Origin of the sequence: Mesonia sp. K7, assembly GCF_003233725.1 — a bacterium.
Taxonomy (GTDB): Bacteria; Bacteroidota; Bacteroidia; order Flavobacteriales; family Flavobacteriaceae; genus Mesonia.
Genome location: NZ_QKQV01000003.1, coordinates 125,259 through 143,693, shown reverse-complemented (window position 1 = coordinate 143,693; position 18,435 = coordinate 125,259). Strand labels below are relative to the sequence as shown.

General features: G+C 35.4%; 18 protein-coding genes. 10 read left to right on the top strand and 8 right to left on the bottom strand.

The features are described 5' to 3' along the window. Positions 1 to 66 precede the first annotated feature (66 nt). From DNG35_RS03415 to DNG35_RS03405, 3 genes are all read right to left on the bottom strand, one after another. Positions 67 to 1,440, bottom strand: a complete 1,374-nt coding sequence (locus DNG35_RS03415) for an OmpA family protein (RefSeq protein WP_111126355.1) — start codon at positions 1,438 to 1,440, stop codon at positions 67 to 69. Between the two features lie 116 nt (positions 1,441 to 1,556). Then, positions 1,557 to 2,756 (bottom strand): glycine C-acetyltransferase, encoded by a 1,200-nt coding sequence (gene kbl, locus DNG35_RS03410; RefSeq protein ID WP_111126354.1) that lies wholly within the window; start codon positions 2,754 to 2,756, stop codon positions 1,557 to 1,559. A gap of 18 nt (positions 2,757 to 2,774) precedes the next feature. Further along, a complete protein-coding gene (locus DNG35_RS03405; RefSeq protein WP_111126353.1) occupies positions 2,775 to 5,948 on the bottom strand; it encodes an exodeoxyribonuclease V subunit beta in 3,174 nt (1,057 codons plus the stop codon). A gap of 124 nt (positions 5,949 to 6,072) precedes the next feature. Here DNG35_RS03405 and DNG35_RS03400 point away from each other — a divergent pair, with 124 nt between their 5' ends. Beyond that, a complete protein-coding gene (locus DNG35_RS03400; protein WP_111126352.1) occupies positions 6,073 to 6,681 on the top strand; it encodes a superoxide dismutase in 609 nt (202 codons plus the stop codon). 187 nt (positions 6,682 to 6,868) lie between these two features. Here DNG35_RS03400 and DNG35_RS03395 read toward each other — a convergent pair whose 3' ends face one another. Together DNG35_RS03395 and DNG35_RS03390 are read right to left on the bottom strand one after the other, a co-directional pair. Continuing rightward, entirely contained in the window at positions 6,869 to 8,767 is a 1,899-nt protein-coding gene (locus DNG35_RS03395; RefSeq protein WP_111126351.1) for an amidophosphoribosyltransferase, read from the bottom strand. Between the two features lie 14 nt (positions 8,768 to 8,781). Next, positions 8,782 to 9,711, bottom strand: a complete 930-nt coding sequence (locus tag DNG35_RS03390; protein WP_111126350.1) for a PfkB family carbohydrate kinase — start codon at positions 9,709 to 9,711, stop codon at positions 8,782 to 8,784. A gap of 38 nt (positions 9,712 to 9,749) precedes the next feature. Between DNG35_RS03390 and DNG35_RS03385 the strand changes: the two genes are divergently transcribed. Further along, positions 9,750 to 9,968 (top strand): hypothetical protein, encoded by a 219-nt coding sequence (locus tag DNG35_RS03385; protein ID WP_111126349.1) that lies wholly within the window; start codon positions 9,750 to 9,752, stop codon positions 9,966 to 9,968. A 2-nt stretch (positions 9,969 to 9,970) separates the two neighbouring features. Further along, positions 9,971 to 10,711: a subclass B1 metallo-beta-lactamase gene (gene bla, locus DNG35_RS03380; RefSeq protein WP_111126348.1), complete on the top strand. Its 741-nt coding sequence runs from the start codon at positions 9,971 to 9,973 to the stop codon at positions 10,709 to 10,711. Position 10,712: 1 nt separating this feature from the next. Here bla and DNG35_RS03375 read toward each other — a convergent pair whose 3' ends face one another. Together DNG35_RS03375 and DNG35_RS03370 are read right to left on the bottom strand one after the other, a co-directional pair. Beyond that, a complete protein-coding gene (locus tag DNG35_RS03375) occupies positions 10,713 to 11,351 on the bottom strand; it encodes a viroplasmin family protein (RefSeq protein ID WP_111126347.1) in 639 nt (212 codons plus the stop codon). Further along, positions 11,351 to 11,938: a phosphoribosylglycinamide formyltransferase gene (locus DNG35_RS03370; RefSeq protein WP_111126346.1), complete on the bottom strand. Its 588-nt coding sequence runs from the start codon at positions 11,936 to 11,938 to the stop codon at positions 11,351 to 11,353. Before DNG35_RS03370 ends, DNG35_RS03375 begins: the two co-directional genes overlap by 1 nt. 149 nt (positions 11,939 to 12,087) lie before the next feature. On the opposite strand from DNG35_RS03370, the gene DNG35_RS03365 reads away from it, so the two are divergent. From DNG35_RS03365 to DNG35_RS03335, 7 genes are all read left to right on the top strand, one after another. Next, entirely contained in the window at positions 12,088 to 12,324 is a 237-nt protein-coding gene (locus tag DNG35_RS03365) for an acyl carrier protein (RefSeq protein WP_111126345.1), read from the top strand. A gap of 9 nt (positions 12,325 to 12,333) precedes the next feature. After that, on the top strand, positions 12,334 to 13,587 hold the full coding sequence (fabF, locus tag DNG35_RS03360; RefSeq protein ID WP_111126344.1) for a beta-ketoacyl-ACP synthase II: 1,254 nt from the start codon (positions 12,334 to 12,336) through the stop codon (positions 13,585 to 13,587). A gap of 5 nt (positions 13,588 to 13,592) precedes the next feature. Next, complete coding sequence (gene rnc / locus DNG35_RS03355; RefSeq protein WP_111126343.1) at positions 13,593 to 14,330, top strand: ribonuclease III; 738 nt, start codon at positions 13,593 to 13,595, stop codon at positions 14,328 to 14,330. 76 nt (positions 14,331 to 14,406) lie between these two features. Continuing rightward, complete coding sequence (locus tag DNG35_RS03350) at positions 14,407 to 14,883, top strand: IPExxxVDY family protein (RefSeq protein ID WP_111126342.1); 477 nt, start codon at positions 14,407 to 14,409, stop codon at positions 14,881 to 14,883. After that, entirely contained in the window at positions 14,883 to 16,313 is a 1,431-nt protein-coding gene (gene pyk, locus DNG35_RS03345) for a pyruvate kinase (protein WP_111126341.1), read from the top strand. The genes DNG35_RS03350 and pyk overlap by 1 nt, the downstream gene beginning before the upstream one ends. Before the next feature lies 1 nt (position 16,314). Beyond that, the gene (locus DNG35_RS03340; protein ID WP_111126340.1) at positions 16,315 to 16,809 is read left to right on the top strand and encodes a hypothetical protein; all 495 of its coding nucleotides are present in this window, start codon (positions 16,315 to 16,317) and stop codon (positions 16,807 to 16,809) included. A 30-nt stretch (positions 16,810 to 16,839) separates the two neighbouring features. Further along, positions 16,840 to 17,307: an RNA methyltransferase gene (locus tag DNG35_RS03335; protein WP_199489092.1), complete on the top strand. Its 468-nt coding sequence runs from the start codon at positions 16,840 to 16,842 to the stop codon at positions 17,305 to 17,307. Between the two features lie 4 nt (positions 17,308 to 17,311). Here the strand turns inward: DNG35_RS03335 and dinB are convergent, their stop codons facing one another. Further along, positions 17,312 to 18,406: a DNA polymerase IV gene (gene dinB, locus DNG35_RS03330; protein WP_111126339.1), complete on the bottom strand. Its 1,095-nt coding sequence runs from the start codon at positions 18,404 to 18,406 to the stop codon at positions 17,312 to 17,314. Between the last annotated feature and the right edge of the window lie 29 nt (positions 18,407 to 18,435).

Genomic DNA, 18,435 nt, shown 5'->3' with positions numbered 1-18,435 from the left:
ACTAAAATAAAAAACGCCCTCTAAAAAGAGGGCGTTTTATTTGAATTATTTTTGCTTAAATTTCTATTACTTCTGTAAAGAAATTTCTACACGTCTGTTTTGTTGTCTTCCAGCTGCAGTTTTGTTAGTTGCAATTGGTCTAGACTCACCATAACCTTCTGAAGTAATTCTAGAAGCAGATACTCCGTGACCAGATAAGTATGTCATTACAGAAGCAGCTCTTTCTTTAGATAACTTCATGTTATAAGCATCGCTACCTTGACTATCTGTATGTCCTTCGATATGAAATTTAGCGTTTGGATACTCATTCATAATACTTGCTATCGAATTTAATGCATCATAAGACTCTTTTCTGATTGTTGATTTATTCAAGTCGAATAAGATAGTTTTAGAGTACTCATTTAATTCGTTGATGATTTCAACAGTTACTTCAGGGCAACCATTGTTTGCAGTTGTACCAGCAACATCAGGACACTGATCGTCTTTGTCTAAAACACCATCATTGTCTCTATCTTGCCATGGGCAACCATTGTTTTCTGCTGGACCAGCTTCTTCTGGACAATCATCATCTTTGTCAGCGATACCATCACCATCAGAGTCAGGACATCCGTTTAGTTCAGCAGAACCAGCTTCATTTGGACAATCATCATCTTTATCAGCGATACCATCACCATCAGAGTCAGGACATCCGTTTAATTCAGCAGGACCAGCCTCGTTTGGACAGTCATCTTTTCTATCTTCGATACCATCTCCGTCAGAATCTGGACATCCATTAAATTCTTCTAAACCTGGTGTTTCTGGACACTCGTCTTCATCATCATAAATACCATCACCATCAGTATCTGTTCCTCCAAAAGCAAATTTAATACCTAATACGTGTTGGAAGTGGCTAGCACCATCTGGTACATCTTCAAACATCAATTCGTCAGAAACATCATATTTGAAAATAGTTTGCAAGTTTATAGCTATATTGTCAGCTACCCAAAAATTAATACCAGCTGTACCATTTGCCATAAAAGTTTCTTCTTCACCAAGCCATACATAACTTCCTCCAATACCTAAATAAGGATCAAACCAACCTTCTGGATTAATAAGCGATCTCAAATTGTATAAAACTGTAGCATCTGCAGAATAATACATAAAATCTTCTACGCCATAATCACCAATTTGATCTATGTTATTTAAAGAACCTGCTAACTGACCAGAAAAACCAGACCCAATATATCTCGTTAATGAGATTCTAGATACAGCAGGGAGAATGTTATAGTGATCTCCTGCATTAAAAAACTCACTAAAAGGAGCGTCTTTTTGAGCTGGGTAAAAATCTACGGCATTAGTACCAATACCAAGAACCCAAGGATTGTTTTTGTCTTGTGCGTTTACGGTAAATGCTACCATAAAAAACATAGACACTAATAATAATCTGCTAAGATGTTTCATATTTAATTGATTTAATTTTAAGTGTTAATTACTCACAAAAATACTTTGTTAAGTGTGATTATACAAAATTAAATTTAATAAAATTTTCTTAATACGAATACAATAACAACAATATTTTAAGAAATCACGTTTAATTTTTTTCCAACTTTTGTAAATGCAGCAATTGCTTTTTCGATATTTTCTTCAGAATGAGCAGCAGATAATTGCACTCTAATTCTCGCTTTTCCTTTAGGAACTACAGGGTAAAAGAATCCGATGACGTAGATACCTTCCTCTAAAAGCATGTCTGCCATTTGTTGTGATAACTTGGCATCATACAACATTACGGGAACGATTGCAGAATCTCCATCTACAATATCAAAACCTGCTTCTTTCATCCCATTTTTGAATTGTTTGGTATTGCTCTCTAATTTATCTCTCAACTCCGTATTAGAGGAAAGCATTTCAAAAACTTTATTAGAAGCTCCTACAATTGCTGGCGCTAAAGAGTTTGAAAATAGATATGGTCTAGAACGTTGTCTCAAGATTTCAATAATCTCTTTTTTCCCGGTTGTGTAACCACCCATGGCTCCACCTAGTGCTTTTCCAAGCGTTCCAGTAATAATGTCGATTCTTCCCATCACGTTCTTTTCTTCGAGTGTTCCTCTTCCGGTAGCACCAATAAAACCTGCGGCATGACATTCGTCTATCATTACCAATGCGTCATATTTATCAGCTAAATCGCATATTTTATCTAGTGGGGCTACTAAACCATCCATCGAAAAAACGCCATCGGTTACAATAATTTTAAACCGTGCTCCATTATCATTGGCAGCTTGCAGCTGTTTTTCCAAATCTTCCATATTGTTATTTTCATAACGGTATCTTGCTGCTTTACATAAACGAACGCCATCTATAATCGAAGCGTGGTTTAAAGAATCTGAAATAATGGCATCTTCAGCAGTTAATAGAGGTTCAAAAACACCACCATTAGCATCGAAAGCTGCGGCGTAAAGAATGGTATCTTCTGTTTGATAGAAATTGGCAATATTTTTCTCTAGCTCTTTATGAATGTCTTGTGTGCCGCAAATAAAACGAACACTGCTCATCCCAAAACCATGCGAATCTAAGGTGTCTTTTGCAGCTTGTATCACTTCTGGGTGAGAAGAAAGCCCCAGGTAATTGTTTGCACAAAAATTGATGACTTCTTCACCAGTGTTAATTTTTATGACTGCATCTTGTGGTGTCGTAATAATACGCTCTTTTTTATACAATCCGCTTTCTTTGATATCGTTTAACTCTTGTTGTAAGAAATCTTTGATGTTATTGCTGTACATAATTCTTAAAATTTTAGCTCAAAAATAAACAATCTTTATGGGAGCATCATGTTTTATGTAGATTAATATTTTTTGTTCGACCTGATAGCCCATATTTTCTATTGCTTCCGCGTAATTTTTTAACTGAATTTCATCTTTTTCTTTTGGGCTTCCTGTTTTGTAATCGATGATCACAGCTTTATTTTTGTGTAAGCATAAACGATCTAAGCGAATAAACTCCTTTTGATGCAAAACCTCTACTTCGTTTCTTATTTCATAGGGTTTTTCATAATACTTTTTGAGCTCCGGATGAAGCACAATTTTTTCAATTTCTCTGACATAAAGCTCTTTTTCTTCTTCCAAAATCAGACCTTCAGCGGTAAGTTTTTCCACAGAAGTGAAGATATCTCCTACATAATGAATGTGCTTTAGGGTCTCGTGTTGCAATAACCCAAAATGGATGCTGGTTTCCTGCGGGGTGTCCCAAAGTAATCCCGATTTGGTAATAATATTTATCTGATGCTGTTGCGGACTCACCGATTCAAAATAAATAGGCGTTGTAGCTTCAGGCTGGCTTTTTTTGGTTTGGTTTTCTAACATGTTTCCCATCTCAAAAAGACTTTCACCGTCCCAATTTTTTTGTTGTGAAAGAAAAGTTTGCAAATATCCGTTAACGGAATTTTTCTCATTCTTTACTTTTTGTGGTAGAATAAATAGGTTTTTCTTGGCTCTTGTCGCAGCGACATAATATAAATTGATGATATCCAATTGCTTTTCGTGTAGCAACTCTTCATATTGTAAAGCAATATTTTCTGAAAGCAAAGGTGTGCTTTGACTCACGTTGATATAACCTAGATTGACACTGAAATTCTCTGGTAAGTTTATCCATAAGTGATCTTTGCTCGTATCTGTAAATTTGTCTTCTTCCAGTGGTAAAATAATGGTGTCAAACTCCAAACCTTTCGATTGGTGAATGGTCATCACATTTACGGCATTTCTGTTTTGAGAATTTTTTAAACTGAGTTTGTCTTTTTTTTGCTCCCATTTCTTTAAAAATGTTAGTAGAGAGGCTTTTTCTTTTTGTGAAAATTCGTACACAAAATCGAGAAAGAAAATAAGATGTGCCGAGGCTTCTTTGGGTAGATTAAAACTTCTGATGAGGTATTCTACACTTTCGTAAAAACTGAATTGTGAAAACTGATGAAGGTCAAAATAAATATGGTACGGAATGAGCTGTCTGAAAAAATCTTGCTCAGCATACTTCAATTTTTCAAAAACAAAAGTATATACATCTTCTTCTATTTTTAAATGTTGGTATAAATAATAAAGTAAAGCAAACTTAAAATGATTGTCTTTTGGGTTGAGAATGCTGTATAAAATATTGATAATAAAATTAACCTCTTTCGAGTTTTTTAGCAACAAAGTTTCTGAAGAGTTAATCTCAAAACCATTCTCTGCGAGATAGTTAGAAATAAAAACACCTATATCTTTTTTTCTGACCAAAATGCAAACCTCTCCCAAAATATAGTTTTTTGCCTGTAAATCTTTTAGAATTTCGAGACATTTGTCGGCGTATAATTGTAAACGCTCTTCCTTTTTAGAGGCTTCTACAAAATTTATAGCAACATAGCCTTTTTCCTGCTTTTTCTTATGTTGACTCGCTTTTTGATATAACTTTTGATAAGCTTCTTTTCCGAAAACAGGAGTTAGAAACTTAAAAAAATCGTTATTAAAATCGATGATGTTTTGGTAACTTCTCCAGTTGTCTTCAAGGCTTAAAACTTCTTCTTTTACCTGAAAAGGATTTTTACCCTCGGTAAGTTCTAAAAACTGTTCAGGTTTTCCGCCACGCCAACGATAAATCGCCTGTTTTACATCGCCCACGGTAAACAATTTTCCTTGTGGTTGTATTTGTAAAGAATTAGTCAAACTGTAATCTAGAAGCGGTAATATATTTTCCCACTGTAAAACCGAAGTGTCCTGAAATTCATCAATAAAAAAGTAATTAAATTTTTCTCCCAAACGCTCATAAATAAAAGGAGCATACAAATCTTTGATGGCTTCGTAAATGGTTTTATTAAAATCTGAAATGAGTAAAAGATCTTCTTCAGCTTTGATGTTTTCTATTTCTTTTTCGATCGCGTTGAGCAGTGAGAGCTGAGAGACATTTCGCAAAACGTCTTCGTACAATTTTTTGCGATAAGCAATTTGTTCTATTGCTCTATAAGTTGTTGCAATTTTAGGGCGAAGGGTTTCGATAGTTTCTTTTTTTACTTCATCTAAAGTTTTGTTGTAAAAAGAAGCTTCCTCAATATTTGTTTGCCATTGACTTTGTGATGGAAACCAATCACCTCTATCAATTATTTTATGAAAATAATTAGGAATGGTTTTTCTAGTGAAGTCGCCATCTTCGAGGTTGTTTTCATTTAATAACTCAAAAAAACCTTCTGCAATATCAATCGCTTTTTGCTCTAAAGCACTTATTTTCTGTTGCAATTCTTTCGTGTAAACAGAAAAATCTTCCAATTCATATTTTTCTAATCGTGAAATGGCTTCTAGGTGGTTATCATTAAAAAGAATCTGCCCAAACTTGGTTAAATCACGGCCTAAATTCCAGCTTTTGTCATCGTCAACCTTTCGCATCGCAAAATCGACTACCGCTTTGGTAATGTTTTTTTCTGTACCCAATTGGTCTAAAACCTGATCGACTGCTTTTTGCAGAATATATGGCGTGTCAAGCTCAACGCCAAAAGCACTTGATATTTTTAGCTCTTTGGCAAAAGTTCTAATTAGTCGATGCGTAAAACCATCGATGGTGTTGATTTCGAGCGCTGCGTAATTGTGCAGAATTTCTAAAAGGATAGATTTACTTCGCTGACGAATCGAGGTTTTAGATAAACCCGTTTCTTCGACAACAGAATCGAATAAATTTTGAGTAGCCTCAGTTTCTTCTTCCGAAAGGTTTTTGAGCGCAGTGATGATTCGGGTCTTCATTTCAGCGACAGCTTTATTGGTAAACGTAATGGCCAAAATGTTTTTATAAGTATCTTTTTTGGGTGAAAGCAACAAAATACCCAGATATTTTACTACTATGGTATAGGTTTTTCCCGAACCTGCAGAAGCATTATAAATAAAAAAAGAAGGTGCTGGATTTAGTTGCATTTTTTGGTTGATTTTCTTTTGGGAGCTTAAATTTATAATGATTTTTTTCAATTAAAAATCAATTTACGATAATTTCTTTTAAGGATATTATAACATTATTTTATTTCGTTATAAATAAGGATATGCTTAAATTTGGTATCTTTCAGAAAAATATTAACCATAAAAAATTATAATTATGCCATTTGAACAGGATAAACTGAAATATGATTTTGATGCTTTAGAGCCAAATATTGATGCCAAAACCATGGAAATCCATTACGGAAAACACCATGCAGGATATACTAGCAAATTGAATGATGCGGTCGAAGGTACTGACTTGGCTGGAAAAAACATCGAAAATATATTGTCTAATTTAGATATGGAAAACAAAGCCGTAAGAAATAACGGAGGTGGCTTTTATAACCACAATTTGTTTTGGGCTGTGATGTCTCCAAAAGGTGGAGGAAGGCCTACAGGCGAGCTAGAAAAAGCAATTAATAGCGCGTTTGGTTCTTTCGATGCTTTTAAAGATGAGTTTTCTAAAGCAGCAGGATCGAGATTTGGTTCGGGTTGGGCTTGGCTTTGTGTGCAAGAAGGAGGAAAACTAGAAATCTGCTCATCGGCAAATCAAGATAATCCGCTTATGCCAGGCATTGGTTGTGGTGGTTACCCGATTTTAGGACTTGATGTTTGGGAACACGCTTACTATCTTAACTATCAAAATAGACGTCCAGATTATATCAATGCTTTTTTTAATGTGATTAACTGGGAAGAAGTAGCTTCGAGATATGCTAAAAATAAATAGTTTAGCTTAAAGCGAAAACATATAAAAAGTAAAAAGGTGGTTAAAATATAGCCACCTTTTTTGCCCCAAATTTTACCATAAACTTAACCTACTTGTTATGGTTTTGTAAATATAGAAATTTTTATTAAAAATCAAAATAATTCCAAAACTTTTCAGTGAAAATACTTTTTTATTGAGTTTTTATCTTCTAATAAGCCCTTTCATTATTACCTTCATAAAAATTGATGAAAGCTCTATTGACCACTCTTTTTCCTCCTGGAGTTGGATAATTACCCGTAAAATACCAATCGCCTAAGTTCTCTGGACAAGCTTTGTGCAGCATTTCTATCGATTGATAAATAATTTTTACATCGGCTTTTATGCTTTCGTCACATAAGAGTTCTGCAATCTTATCAGAAATCTCTTGTGCTGTAAACGGAGCGTAAATGTCTTTCACAAAATTCTGTACATCTTTATCTTTTAAGTTAATTTGAGCCTTACATTTTTTGTAAACCTCATCTACAATATGATATTTATTGTTCTCTTTTAACAAGGTTAATGCCGCTCTAAAAGCGATAAAATCCTCAAGTTTTGCCATATCTATACCGTAACAGTCAGGATATCGAATTTGGGGTGCCGATGAAACAATCACAATTTTTTTAGGGCCAAGGCGGTCTAACATTTTAATGATACTCTTTTTGAGCGTTGTTCCGCGTACAATAGAATCGTCGATAATTACCAGATTATCTTCTGGTTTTACCACACCATAAGTGACATCGTAAACGTGGGCGACCAAATCGTCACGGCTACTATCTTCGGTGATAAAAGTTCTGAGTTTGGCATCTTTTATCGCGATTTTTTCGGTGCGAAGACGGTGCGATAAAATTTCTGATAAGCGTTCGTCGGTCAAGTTTTCTTTTTCCTCTAAAATAGTGTCATTTTTCTGACGATTAAGTTCGTCTTGAGCCGCTTCTACCATTCCGTAAAAAGAAGTCTCTGCGGTATTTGGGATAAAAGAAAACACCGAATTAATGGTATCATAATCTATCGCCTTTAAAACTTCCGGCATAATGTAACGTCCCAAATTTTTACGTTCTTGATAGATTTTGGCATCGCTTCCGCGAGAAAAATAAATTCGCTCAAAAGAGCAAGCTTTTCTTTCTAGAGGTTCAATAATTTTTTCGATAGAAACTTTTCCGCTTTGTTTGGTAATTAAAGCATGACCAGGAGCTAACTCTTTTACCTCGTCAAACTTTACATTAAAAGTAGTCTGTATGACGGGTCTTTCTGAGGCAACGACTACCACTTCATCATCTTGATAATAATAAGCTGGTCTGATTCCTGCGGGATCTCTCAATACAAAAGAATCTCCGTGACCCATCAATCCGGCCATCGCATACCCACCATCCCAATCTTTAGATGATTTTCTAAGGATTTTGGCCACATTGAGTTTTTCAGCAATATGAGGTGAAGCGTCTTTTTTAGAGAAACCTTCTTTCTTTAATTTTTTATAGAGTTTACGAACTTCAGAATCTAAAAAATGACCGATTTTTTCCATTACGGTAATCGTATCGGCTTTTTCTTTAGGATGCTGTCCTAATTCTACTAAGTTATCAAACAACTGAAAAACGTTGGTCATGTTAAAGTTACCCGCAACAATGAGGTTACGATGCATCCAGTTGTTTTGTCTTAAAAACGGATGAACGCTCTCGATACTGTTTTTACCAAAAGTCCCGTATCGCACGTGACCTAAAAACAACTCTCCGATATACGGAATGTTCTTTTTTTGTGCGGCAACATCATCGTTGTATTCTGGGTGAAGTTTCAGTTCTTCGTTGATGCGGTCGTTTATTTGGGCAAAAATATCTTGTATGGGTTGTGCCTGGTTTGAGCGAACTCTGCTGATGTACCTTTCGCCTGGGGCAGTATCGAATTTTATACTTGCCAAACCTGCACCATCTTGACCACGATTGTGCTGTTTTTCGAGCATGAGGTACATTTTGTTAAGCCCATAAAATGCGGTGCCGTATTTTTCTTTGTAATATTCAAGAGGTTTTAGAAGTCTAATAAGGGCGATTCCGCATTCGTGTTTTAGAGCATCACTCATAAATAATATGTCTTTTAAGAATTAGTTTCTTTGATTTCGTATTGGGTTAACTGTTTAAAAAGCCTTAGTCGTTTTTTGATGATATTCCTTTCGAGATCAAGCATTTTTTCGGTACCAAACTTTTCTACACAAAAGGAAGCGAGGTTAGAACCGTGAATGATTGCACTTTTCATGTTTTCGAAAGAAAAATCGTTGGTTTCTGCCAAATATCCTGCAAAACCCCCAGCAAAAGTGTCTCCTGCTCCTGTTGGGTCAAAGACTTCTTCTAGTGGTAAAGCCGGTGAGAAAAACATCTGGTCTTGGTGAAATAACAAAGCGCCGTGTTCTCCCTTTTTAATCACTACAAATTTTGGTCCCATTTCTTGGATTTTTCGGGCCGCTTTCACCAAAGAATATTCTTCAGAAAGTTGTCTTGCTTCTTCATCATTGATGGTAATCACATCTACTTTGGCAATCACTTCTTTTAGTTCTTCTAAAGTCTGGTCCATCCAAAAGTTCATAGTGTCTAAAATAATGAGGCTAGAATTTTCTACTTGTTCCAACACGCTCATTTGCACGGCAGGATGTAAATTTCCTAACATCACTACTTCAGCATTTTTGTAGGCTTCAGGTACTTTGGGCCGAAAATCGGCAAGAACATTCAGTTGTGTATCTAAGGTGTCGCGTTTATTCATATCGTGATGGTAGCGACCACTCCAGAAGAAAGTTTTTCCGTCCTGAACGATTTCTATACCTTGTGTGTTGATTTTTTTTCTACGGAAAAGATCTAAATATTCGTTCGGGAAATCACCGCCCACTACAGAAACAATAGCAGAGTCTACCTTATATTTTTCTGCAGCTAAAGCGATATAAGTCCCGGCTCCGCCTAAGATTTTATCGGTTTTACCGAAAGGGGTTTCAATCGCATCAAAAGCAACCGTACCAACAATTAAAAGTTTGTTCATCACAAATTTTTGTGCAAATATACGTTGAAATAAACAATATGAAGAATGATTTTAGCCTTGATATAAATTGTTTACTTTTACCATCTATGGAAGGGAAAAAAACTTTTCGATTACGACCAGGACAAGCTTATATTTTAGGAACAATAATTGCCGCAAGTGCTGGTTTTTTTCAGCACAATGAAATCATAAAATATCTATTGGCGCTTATAGGGTTTTTGTTCATACTTTATGGGTTTTATAGTTACTTTAAAAATTAAAAATGCTTAAACCGAAGGTTTTTATAGTTATTGTTCTTTTATTAATTGCTTGTGAAGCTCAAAAAAGAGCCATTAACAAAACAATTGTTTACGAAACGGAAACTTTAAAAATCACACAAGTTACGGAAAACAGTTTTGTGCATACTTCTTATTTAGAAACCCAAGATTGGGGAAATGTACCCTGCAACGGAGCAATTTTTACCAACAATCAACAAGCAATTGTTTTTGATACGCCGATTGATGACAAAACTTCCGTTGAACTGATAGAATGGTTAAAACAGCAAGAGTTTGAGATAAAAGCAATTATTCCAACCCATTTTCATGAAGATTGTTTAGGCGGTCTCAATGCCTTTCACGAAAGTGGTCTGACCTCTTTTGCCTATCAGAAAACCATAGATTTTGCTATAGTAGAAAATAATGAACTCCCAAAAATGAGCTTTCAAGACGCAATCACTTTATACTTAGGTGAAGAAAAAGTAGTGGTTAAATTTTTTGGTGAAGGTCACACCCAGGACAATGTAGTGGGTTATTTTCCGAAAGAAAAAGTTTTGTTTGGCGGTTGTTTGATAAAAGCAATTGGTGCTAGTAAGGGTAATTTAGCTGATGCCAATGAAAAAGAGTGGTCTAAAACGGTTAAAAGTATAAAAAATGCCTACCCAAAAGTAGAAGTAGTCATTCCGGGCCATGGTAACTTTGGAAATACTGAATTGTTAGACTACACGATTCAGTTATTTCAAGATTAAATCACTTTCTCCCAAAATCTGCAGGAATTTCACCCCAATTTTTGGTGTCCCATTTGATGATTTTGTTGGGAAAGCGATTGGTTTTTAGCCAGTTTTCTGCACGGGTGACCAATTCAAAAATAGCTTTGTTTTTGGGAGTTGCTTCTAGCTTGGTATTGCATTTCTTTTTATAAACCCAACCAATCGCAATTTTAGAGTCAGAATAAACACTTTTATTGCTTTTTTTGGTTTGTAATAAAGCCAAAGCGTGTACCAAAGCCAAAAACTCACCAATATTATTGGTGCCTTGTTCAAACGGTCCTTGATGAAAAATTTGTTGGTTGTTTTTTAAGTTCACCCCACGATATTCCACTTTTCCAGGATTTCCGCTAGAAGCGGCATCGACAGCAATCGCATTAAAATCGACATATTTTACACGGTTTTCTAGCTGCTCTAAAGTAGGTTCATTTTTAGGGGTCTTCGTTTCTTTTACCTCGTGATAACTTTTATTGTAGGCCTTTTTTGCTTCTTCAAAAGAAGAAAAACTTTTGTATTGAGCTCCTTTAAAACCTGTTATTTGAGCCTTACAATCGTCCCAAGACTCATAAATACCAGGTTTTTTACCTTTCCAGACGACGTAAAACTTCTGTTTTTTTGCCATTAGGTCAACAGGTTTTCAATCACTTTTACAAAATGTTTGTGTTCTAAAGCGTGTATTTTTTTGACCAAACTTTCTAAGGTTTCGCCTTCTTCTATTGTTACTTTCTCTTGAGCGATGATTTTACCTTCGTCGTATTTTTCGTTCACATAATGGAATGTGATGCCTGTTTCTTTTTCGTTATTTGCCAAAACTGCTTCGTGTACCCGATTTCCGTACATACCTTTTCCGCCATATTTTGGTAAAAGTGCCGGATGAAGGTTGATGACCTTGTCCGGAAATTCTTTAAGGACCTTATTTGGCATCAACCATAAAAATCCAGCTAAAACAATGAGGTCTGGTTTGATATCTGCTAGCACATTTAACACTTCATTGGTGTCATAAAAAGCGGCTTTATCAAAATGTAAAGCTTGCACATCGAGTTCATGTGCAGTTTTTAAAACCTTTGCTTTGATGTTATTAGAAAACACCTGAGACACAACTATATTGGGGTTATCTGCAAAATATTCGATAATTTTTTTGGCGTTAGAACCGGTGCCCGAAGCAAAAATTACAATTTTTTTTGGTGAATACTTATTTTTTGATTCCAAGATGTTAAAATTTATACTATTTTAGACCGTAAAAATAGCGACTTAGTTTAAAAAAATGTAAATTAGACACACATTTTTGGCAAGATAACTTGTTTTAAACTAAAGTTTTTTATTTTTGCCACTTAATCAAATTTAAAAATTATAAGATTATGTCAGACATTGCATCAAAAGTAAAAGCAATTATCGTTGATAAATTAGGAGTTGACGAAAACGAAGTAGTAAACGAAGCTAGCTTCACAAACGATTTAGGTGCGGATTCTTTAGACACCGTAGAATTAATCATGGAATTCGAAAAAGAATTTGATATTCAGATTCCAGACGATCAAGCAGAAAACATTGCTACTGTTGGTCAAGCAATTTCATACATCGAAACTGCAAAACAATAATATACATATATGAATTTAAAGCGAGTTGTAGTTACAGGCTTAGGTGCATTAACTCCAATAGGGAACAATATTGAAGAATATTGGGAAGGGTTAAAAAATGGCAAGAGCGGAAGCGCTCCTATCACCTATTTTGACACCGAAAAGTTCAAAACTAAATTCGCTTGTGAGATAAAAAACTTCGATTTCGATGCTTATTTTGATAGGAAAGAAATCAGAAGGCTCGATAAGTTTGCGCAATATGCTATTGTAGCATCAGACGAAGCTATAAAAGACGCTTCGCTAGAAGTAGAAAACGTAGATAAATATCGAGTTGGAGTAATTTGGGGTGCAGGAATTGGCGGTTTAGAAACTTTTCAGGAAGAAGTAAAAAACTTTGCCAATGGTGACGGAACTCCAAAGTTCAATCCGTTTTTTATTCCAAAAATGATTGCCGATATCGCGCCAGGTAATATCTCTATAAAACATGGTTTTATGGGGCCAAATTACACAACGGTTTCTGCGTGCGCTTCTTCAGCCAATGCAATTATAGATGCCTTAAACTATATCAGATTAGGTCATTGTGATGTAATTGTTACTGGAGGGAGTGAAGCAGCAGTAACACAAGCCGGAATGGGTGGTTTTAATGCAATGCATGCACTTTCTACAAGAAACGACGAGCCAGAAAAAGCCTCAAGACCCTTTGATGCAACCAGAGATGGTTTTGTTTTAGGTGAAGGAGCTGGAGCTTTAGTTTTGGAAGAATATGAGCATGCAAAAGCAAGAGGAGCAAAAATATATGCAGAAGTTGTTGGTGGCGGAATGTCATCTGACGCATACCATATGACAGCTCCACATCCAGAAGGAATAGGTGTGATTGCCGTGATGCAAAACTGTTTAGACAATGCCAATATGCAAGCTGAAGAAGTAGATATGATTAATACACATGGAACTTCGACGCCTTTAGGCGATGTGGCAGAACTCAAAGCGATTAGTAAAGTTTTTGGAGATCACGCAAAGAGAATCAATATCAATTCTACCAAATCGATGACAGGTCACTTGTTGGGAGCTGCTGGAGCAATTGAAGCGATTGCCTCTATACTCGCGATGAAAAATAGCATCATTCCTCCAACGATTAATCACGAAGTGGTAGATGAGAATATCGATCCAGAACTCAACTTAACGCTAAACAAAGCACAAAATCGTGAAGTAAATGTAGCGATGAGTAATACGTTTGGTTTTGGTGGTCATAATGCCTGTATATTATTTAAAAAAATAAGCGAATAATTTTTATGAATATTATTCGAAATATATGGAATTCCCGTCCTGAAAGAGACGGGAATTTTTTTTCTGCCATAAAGCAAATTTTAGGATTTAAACCTAAAGTCATTGCTCACTACCAAAGGGCTTTTACCCACAAATCATTAAACCTGAAAGACGAAAAAGGGAATGAACTAAACTACGAACGTCTCGAATTTTTAGGTGACGCGATGTTGAGCTCTATTATTTCGGCATATTTGTTTAACGAAGTCCCTACAGGTAACGAAGGTTACCTCACCAAAATGCGATCTAAAGTAGTGAGTCGACAACACCTGAACGAACTAGGAATGGATTTGAATCTTGCAGAATTTGTACGGAGCAATATTCCTACGTCTCATTATGGCGACAACATTCACGGAAATCTTTTTGAAGCACTTATCGGAGCGATTTATTTAGATCAAGGTTATAAAGCTTGTGAGCGGTTTATTTTTAAACGCGTGATCAAACCTTATGTTGATATCGATAAACTGGAAGGTCGAGTGATAAGTTATAAAAGTTTATTTATAGAATGGTGCCAGAAAGAGAAGAAAAACTACAATTACGAGATATATGAAGACAACGGCGTCGACCTGCAAAAGCATTTTGGCGTAAGACTTTATGTAGATGGTAAAGTTATTGCGAAAGCAAGAGCAACTTCCAAGAAAAAAGCTGAAGAAAAAGCCTCCAAAAGAGCTTACTTTGCCTTTCAGAACGAGATTGATCAAAAATAATTTGATTATTTTTTAACGTATTTCTCTGCGAAAATCATTTCGCGTAAGCTATTTTTATATTGTTTTTAAAAAAGATATGGCTAATAAATTGTTGCTAGATACGAGTTTGGACGAAACCTATAGTTTGATAGGTATTCATACCTCTTTAGAAGCTTTTCAGTTAGCATTTTTGATCAATAAACATTTAAAAACCAGTTTTTGTCGTGAAAAAACCGACTTAGACTATTTAGATAAAGAACAAACTGCTTATTACAAACTTTACCATTACTGGAATTTTCAACAAGAATGTTCTTATTATTTGGTAGAAAACAAATGTAAAATAAATAGTGAAACAGCGTTAGACAATGCTTTATTTATGCAGCAAACAAGTTATTCGATATATTTGCTGCCAGAATTTAAAAAGATTGATTTTTTTTTGAAAATAGAGAATGAAGTTTCTTCTTTTTTCGAAAAGAAAATTGTGAATAGTTTACAGCAAATACCTAACATTATCACAAGTTATGTGATCGAACCTTCAAAAATAAAAACCAAAGAAAATCTAATTTTTAATTAATGCGTAGCCTCAAAAAAACAAAAATAGTAGCCACTTTAGGTCCTTCAACCAACAATAAAACCACTTTAAAAGCGATGTTGGAAGAAGGGGTGAATATTTTCAGGATCAATTTTTCTCATGCCAAATACGAAGAGGTAGAGAAACTTATTAAAACCATTAGAGAATTAAACGGCAAATATGGTTTTAATGCGGGTATTTTAGCCGATTTACAAGGGCCAAAACTTCGTGTAGGAAATATGAAAAGCGAAGTCGTAGTCAACAAAGGCGATGTGATTTCTTTTATTACTGGAGATGAATTTGAAGGTGATAAAGAAAAAATTTATATGAACTATAGCAGCTTTCCGCAGGATGTAAAGCCTAAAGAAAGAATTTTGCTTGATGATGGAAAACTTATTTTTGAAGTGCTCAACACCAACCATAAAGACGAAGTACAAGCTAAAGTCATTCAAGGTGGGCCATTACGTTCGCGAAAAGGAGTAAACTTGCCTCAAACCGATATATCATTACCTGCATTAACGGAAAAAGATATCAATGATGCTCGATTTGCGATACAACAAGAAGTAGATTGGATTGCACTTTCTTTTGTACGAAATGCTCAAGATTTACAGGAGTTAAGCAGAATTATTGAAAAAGAAAGCAATCATAAAATTCCAATTATTGCGAAAATAGAAAAACCAGAAGGGGTTAAAAATATCAATAAAATTATTGGGTCTTGCGACGGATTGATGGTGGCTCGTGGCGATTTAGGGGTTGAAATACCGGCACACGAAGTTCCTTTGATACAAAAGGAATTGGTTTTAAGGGCAAAAAAAGCAAGAATTCCGGTGATTATCGCGACCCAAATGATGGAAACCATGATCAGCAGTCTCACGCCAACACGAGCCGAAGTAAACGATGTTGCCAACTCGGTGATGGATGGTGCAGACGCCGTGATGTTGAGTGGAGAAACTTCGGTTGGGAAATATCCTGTTCAGGTGATCGAGAAAATGGCGCAAATCATCAAAAGTGTAGAGCTTTCAGATTTGATACAAGTGCCACATAATCCACCTCATATCAGAACCAAAAGGTATATCACTAAATCGGTTTGTTACCACGCGGCAATTATGGCAAATGAGATAGAAGCCAAAGCTATTTGTACGTTAACCAATAGTGGTTATACAGCTTTTCAGATTTCGGCATGGCGACCCGATGCGAGTATTTTGGCATTTACTTCCAATAAAAGAATTTTGACCCAACTGAGTTTACTTTGGGGAGTAACTTCTTTTTATTATGACAAGTTTGTGAGTACCGATGAAACTGTAGAAGACGTTAACCAAATTGCCTTGGATCATAAATATGTAAAAAAAGGAGATTTTATTATTAATCTTGCAGCAATGCCTATTGCAGATAAAGGGATGGTGAATACACTTCGGGTTTCTGAAATGGAATAGAATGAAAAGTAGAATTTATTTGATGATAGCAATCCAGATAGTGATTGTGGGTATTGCATTTTTTTTCTTTAATAGGCTCACAATTTTTAAAGAAATAGAAGCATCTTTAACATATCAAATAGTTTATATAATTATCTTTAGTATTGTATTTGTTTTTCTTGTACCAAAAATTGCTAAATTATTGATGCTGATTAACAAGAGAAAAACATACCAATTAGAGGATGGAGAAAGTTTACTAAATGAATATAAAACCTATGATTTTAGTACAACATACCCTGAACAAATACCTTTAAAAATAACCAATCAAAACCTAATTGTTACCTTGCATAGACAAGATAAAGTTTATCCTATTTCTGCTTTAAAAAGTATGAAAGTTTCAAGCTTTTTCGGAAAACCTTATTCCTTAAACTTGAATTTTGGGAAAAAGAAATTGACAATTATTGCTGAAAATGCTTTAGACATAGAAAGAAAAGTAAGGCAAATTATCAATCAATAAATTTTATCTTCGTTATAGAATTTATGAGCTATGATACTGGACAACTTATCACAAGGCTATTTTGGTATTGGAATTCAAAACGGTAAAACCCCAGAAAATTTAGGTGTTTTGTGGCGAAGTGCCCAAAATATGGGGGCAAGTTTTATATTTACCATTGGCAATAGATACGAAAAACAAGCGTGTGATACGCACAAAGCAGTTGGAGCCTTGCCTTACTTTCATTATGATGACTTCGAGAATTTTTATAAACATTTACCTAAAAGTGCTTTGCTTATTGGGGTAGAAAAAACAGAAAATGCTGATAAACTAGAAGATTTTCAACATCCAAGACGTTGTGTGTATTTATTGGGAGCAGAAGATCATGGTCTGACGCAAGAAGCGATACAACATTGTCATCGTTTAGTGCAATTTTCTTCGCAGTTAAGTTTAAATGTCTCTGTCGCAGGAAGTATTGTGATGTATGACAGAAACACCAAAGGTACGGTGATTTTAAGATAGTACTCTAAAAATCAAAACGTAACTGCACGTACAATTCTTGTTTTTCCGGTTCATTTTTCTCTTTTCTATCCGTGTTAAGGTTACTTACCGAAATGCCCAAAAGCCTGACTGAATCTTTCATTTTTTCTTGGAATAATAATTCTTTTGCGGCCTCAAAAATCAAATCTTTAGAGGCGATAAAATAACTTTGGGTTTTGCTGCGTGTTTGTACGGTGAAATCGCTGTATTTTATTTTTAAAGTAATGGTTTTTCCTGCAACATTGCTTGTTTGAAGTCTGCGTTCGAGTTCGATAGCAATTTTCTCTAACTTTTCGAGCATAAAGATTTCCGAAGTGATGTTTTCAAAAAAAGTGCGTTCGGCACCAAGTGATTTACGAGCTCTAGTTGGTTTTACCTCACTTCGGTGAATTCCGCGAACAGCGTGATAATAATATTTTCCGCTTTTACTGAAATGCTGTTCGAGAAATTCTAAACTTTTATTTTTTAAATCGTTACCCGTAAAAATGCCCAAGTTGTACATTTTCTCTGCGGTAACTTTACCGATTCCGTAAAACCTTTTGATGTCTAATTGTTCCAAAAAATCTAAAACTTCTTCCGGATTTACCGTTTTTTGTCCGTTGGGTTTGTTGTAATCGCTTGCAATTTTAGCAATAAATTTATTGATAGAAATTCCAGCGGAAGCAGTTAAACCCGTTTTCTCAAAAATCTTCTGCCTGATTTCTTCGGCAATCAAACTTGCACTTGGGTTTCCTTTTTTGTTTTCGGTCACATCTAGATAAGCTTCGTCGAGCGAAAGCGGTTCGACCAGATCGGTATACTCAAAAAAGATCTTCCGAATCTGTTTTGACACCTTTTGGTACTTTTCAAAATCGGGACGTACAAAAATCAGGTCTGGGCAAAGTTTTGCAGCCAAAACACCACTCATCGCACTTTTCACCCCAAATTTCCGAGCTTCATAACTCGCAGCGCTTACCACACCACGTTTGGAACCTCCGCCAACAGCCAAAGGTTTTCCGCGTAAATTGGGATGATCACGCTGCTCTACAGAGGCGTAAAAAGCATCCATATCGATGTGTATGATTTTTCTGTTTTGCTCCACAAGACAAAGTTAACCAATCTTCTTTTTTG

What these genes read in the sequence shown, in the direction of transcription:
- DNG35_RS03335 (WP_199489092.1), top strand. Translation starts at nt 16,840, where the DNA reads ATGATACTGGACAACTTATCACAAGGCTATTTTGGTATTGGAATTCAA.
- DNG35_RS03350 (WP_111126342.1), top strand. Translation starts at nt 14,407, where the DNA reads ATGGCTAATAAATTGTTGCTAGATACGAGTTTGGACGAAACCTATAGT.
- bla (WP_111126348.1), top strand. Translation starts at nt 9,971, where the DNA reads ATGCTTAAACCGAAGGTTTTTATAGTTATTGTTCTTTTATTAATTGCT.
- fabF (WP_111126344.1), top strand. Translation starts at nt 12,334, where the DNA reads ATGAATTTAAAGCGAGTTGTAGTTACAGGCTTAGGTGCATTAACTCCA.
- DNG35_RS03365 (WP_111126345.1), top strand. Translation starts at nt 12,088, where the DNA reads ATGTCAGACATTGCATCAAAAGTAAAAGCAATTATCGTTGATAAATTA.
- kbl (WP_111126354.1), bottom strand. Translation starts at nt 2,756, where the DNA reads ATGTACAGCAATAACATCAAAGATTTCTTACAACAAGAGTTAAACGAT.
- DNG35_RS03385 (WP_111126349.1), top strand. Translation starts at nt 9,750, where the DNA reads ATGAAGAATGATTTTAGCCTTGATATAAATTGTTTACTTTTACCATCT.
- DNG35_RS03415 (WP_111126355.1), bottom strand. Translation starts at nt 1,440, where the DNA reads ATGAAACATCTTAGCAGATTATTATTAGTGTCTATGTTTTTTATGGTA.
- DNG35_RS03340 (WP_111126340.1), top strand. Translation starts at nt 16,315, where the DNA reads ATGAAAAGTAGAATTTATTTGATGATAGCAATCCAGATAGTGATTGTG.
- DNG35_RS03375 (WP_111126347.1), bottom strand. Translation starts at nt 11,351, where the DNA reads ATGGCAAAAAAACAGAAGTTTTACGTCGTCTGGAAAGGTAAAAAACCT.
- DNG35_RS03390 (WP_111126350.1), bottom strand. Translation starts at nt 9,711, where the DNA reads ATGAACAAACTTTTAATTGTTGGTACGGTTGCTTTTGATGCGATTGAA.
- rnc (WP_111126343.1), top strand. Translation starts at nt 13,593, where the DNA reads ATGAATATTATTCGAAATATATGGAATTCCCGTCCTGAAAGAGACGGG.
- pyk (WP_111126341.1), top strand. Translation starts at nt 14,883, where the DNA reads ATGCGTAGCCTCAAAAAAACAAAAATAGTAGCCACTTTAGGTCCTTCA.
- DNG35_RS03400 (WP_111126352.1), top strand. Translation starts at nt 6,073, where the DNA reads ATGCCATTTGAACAGGATAAACTGAAATATGATTTTGATGCTTTAGAG.
- DNG35_RS03395 (WP_111126351.1), bottom strand. Translation starts at nt 8,767, where the DNA reads ATGAGTGATGCTCTAAAACACGAATGCGGAATCGCCCTTATTAGACTT.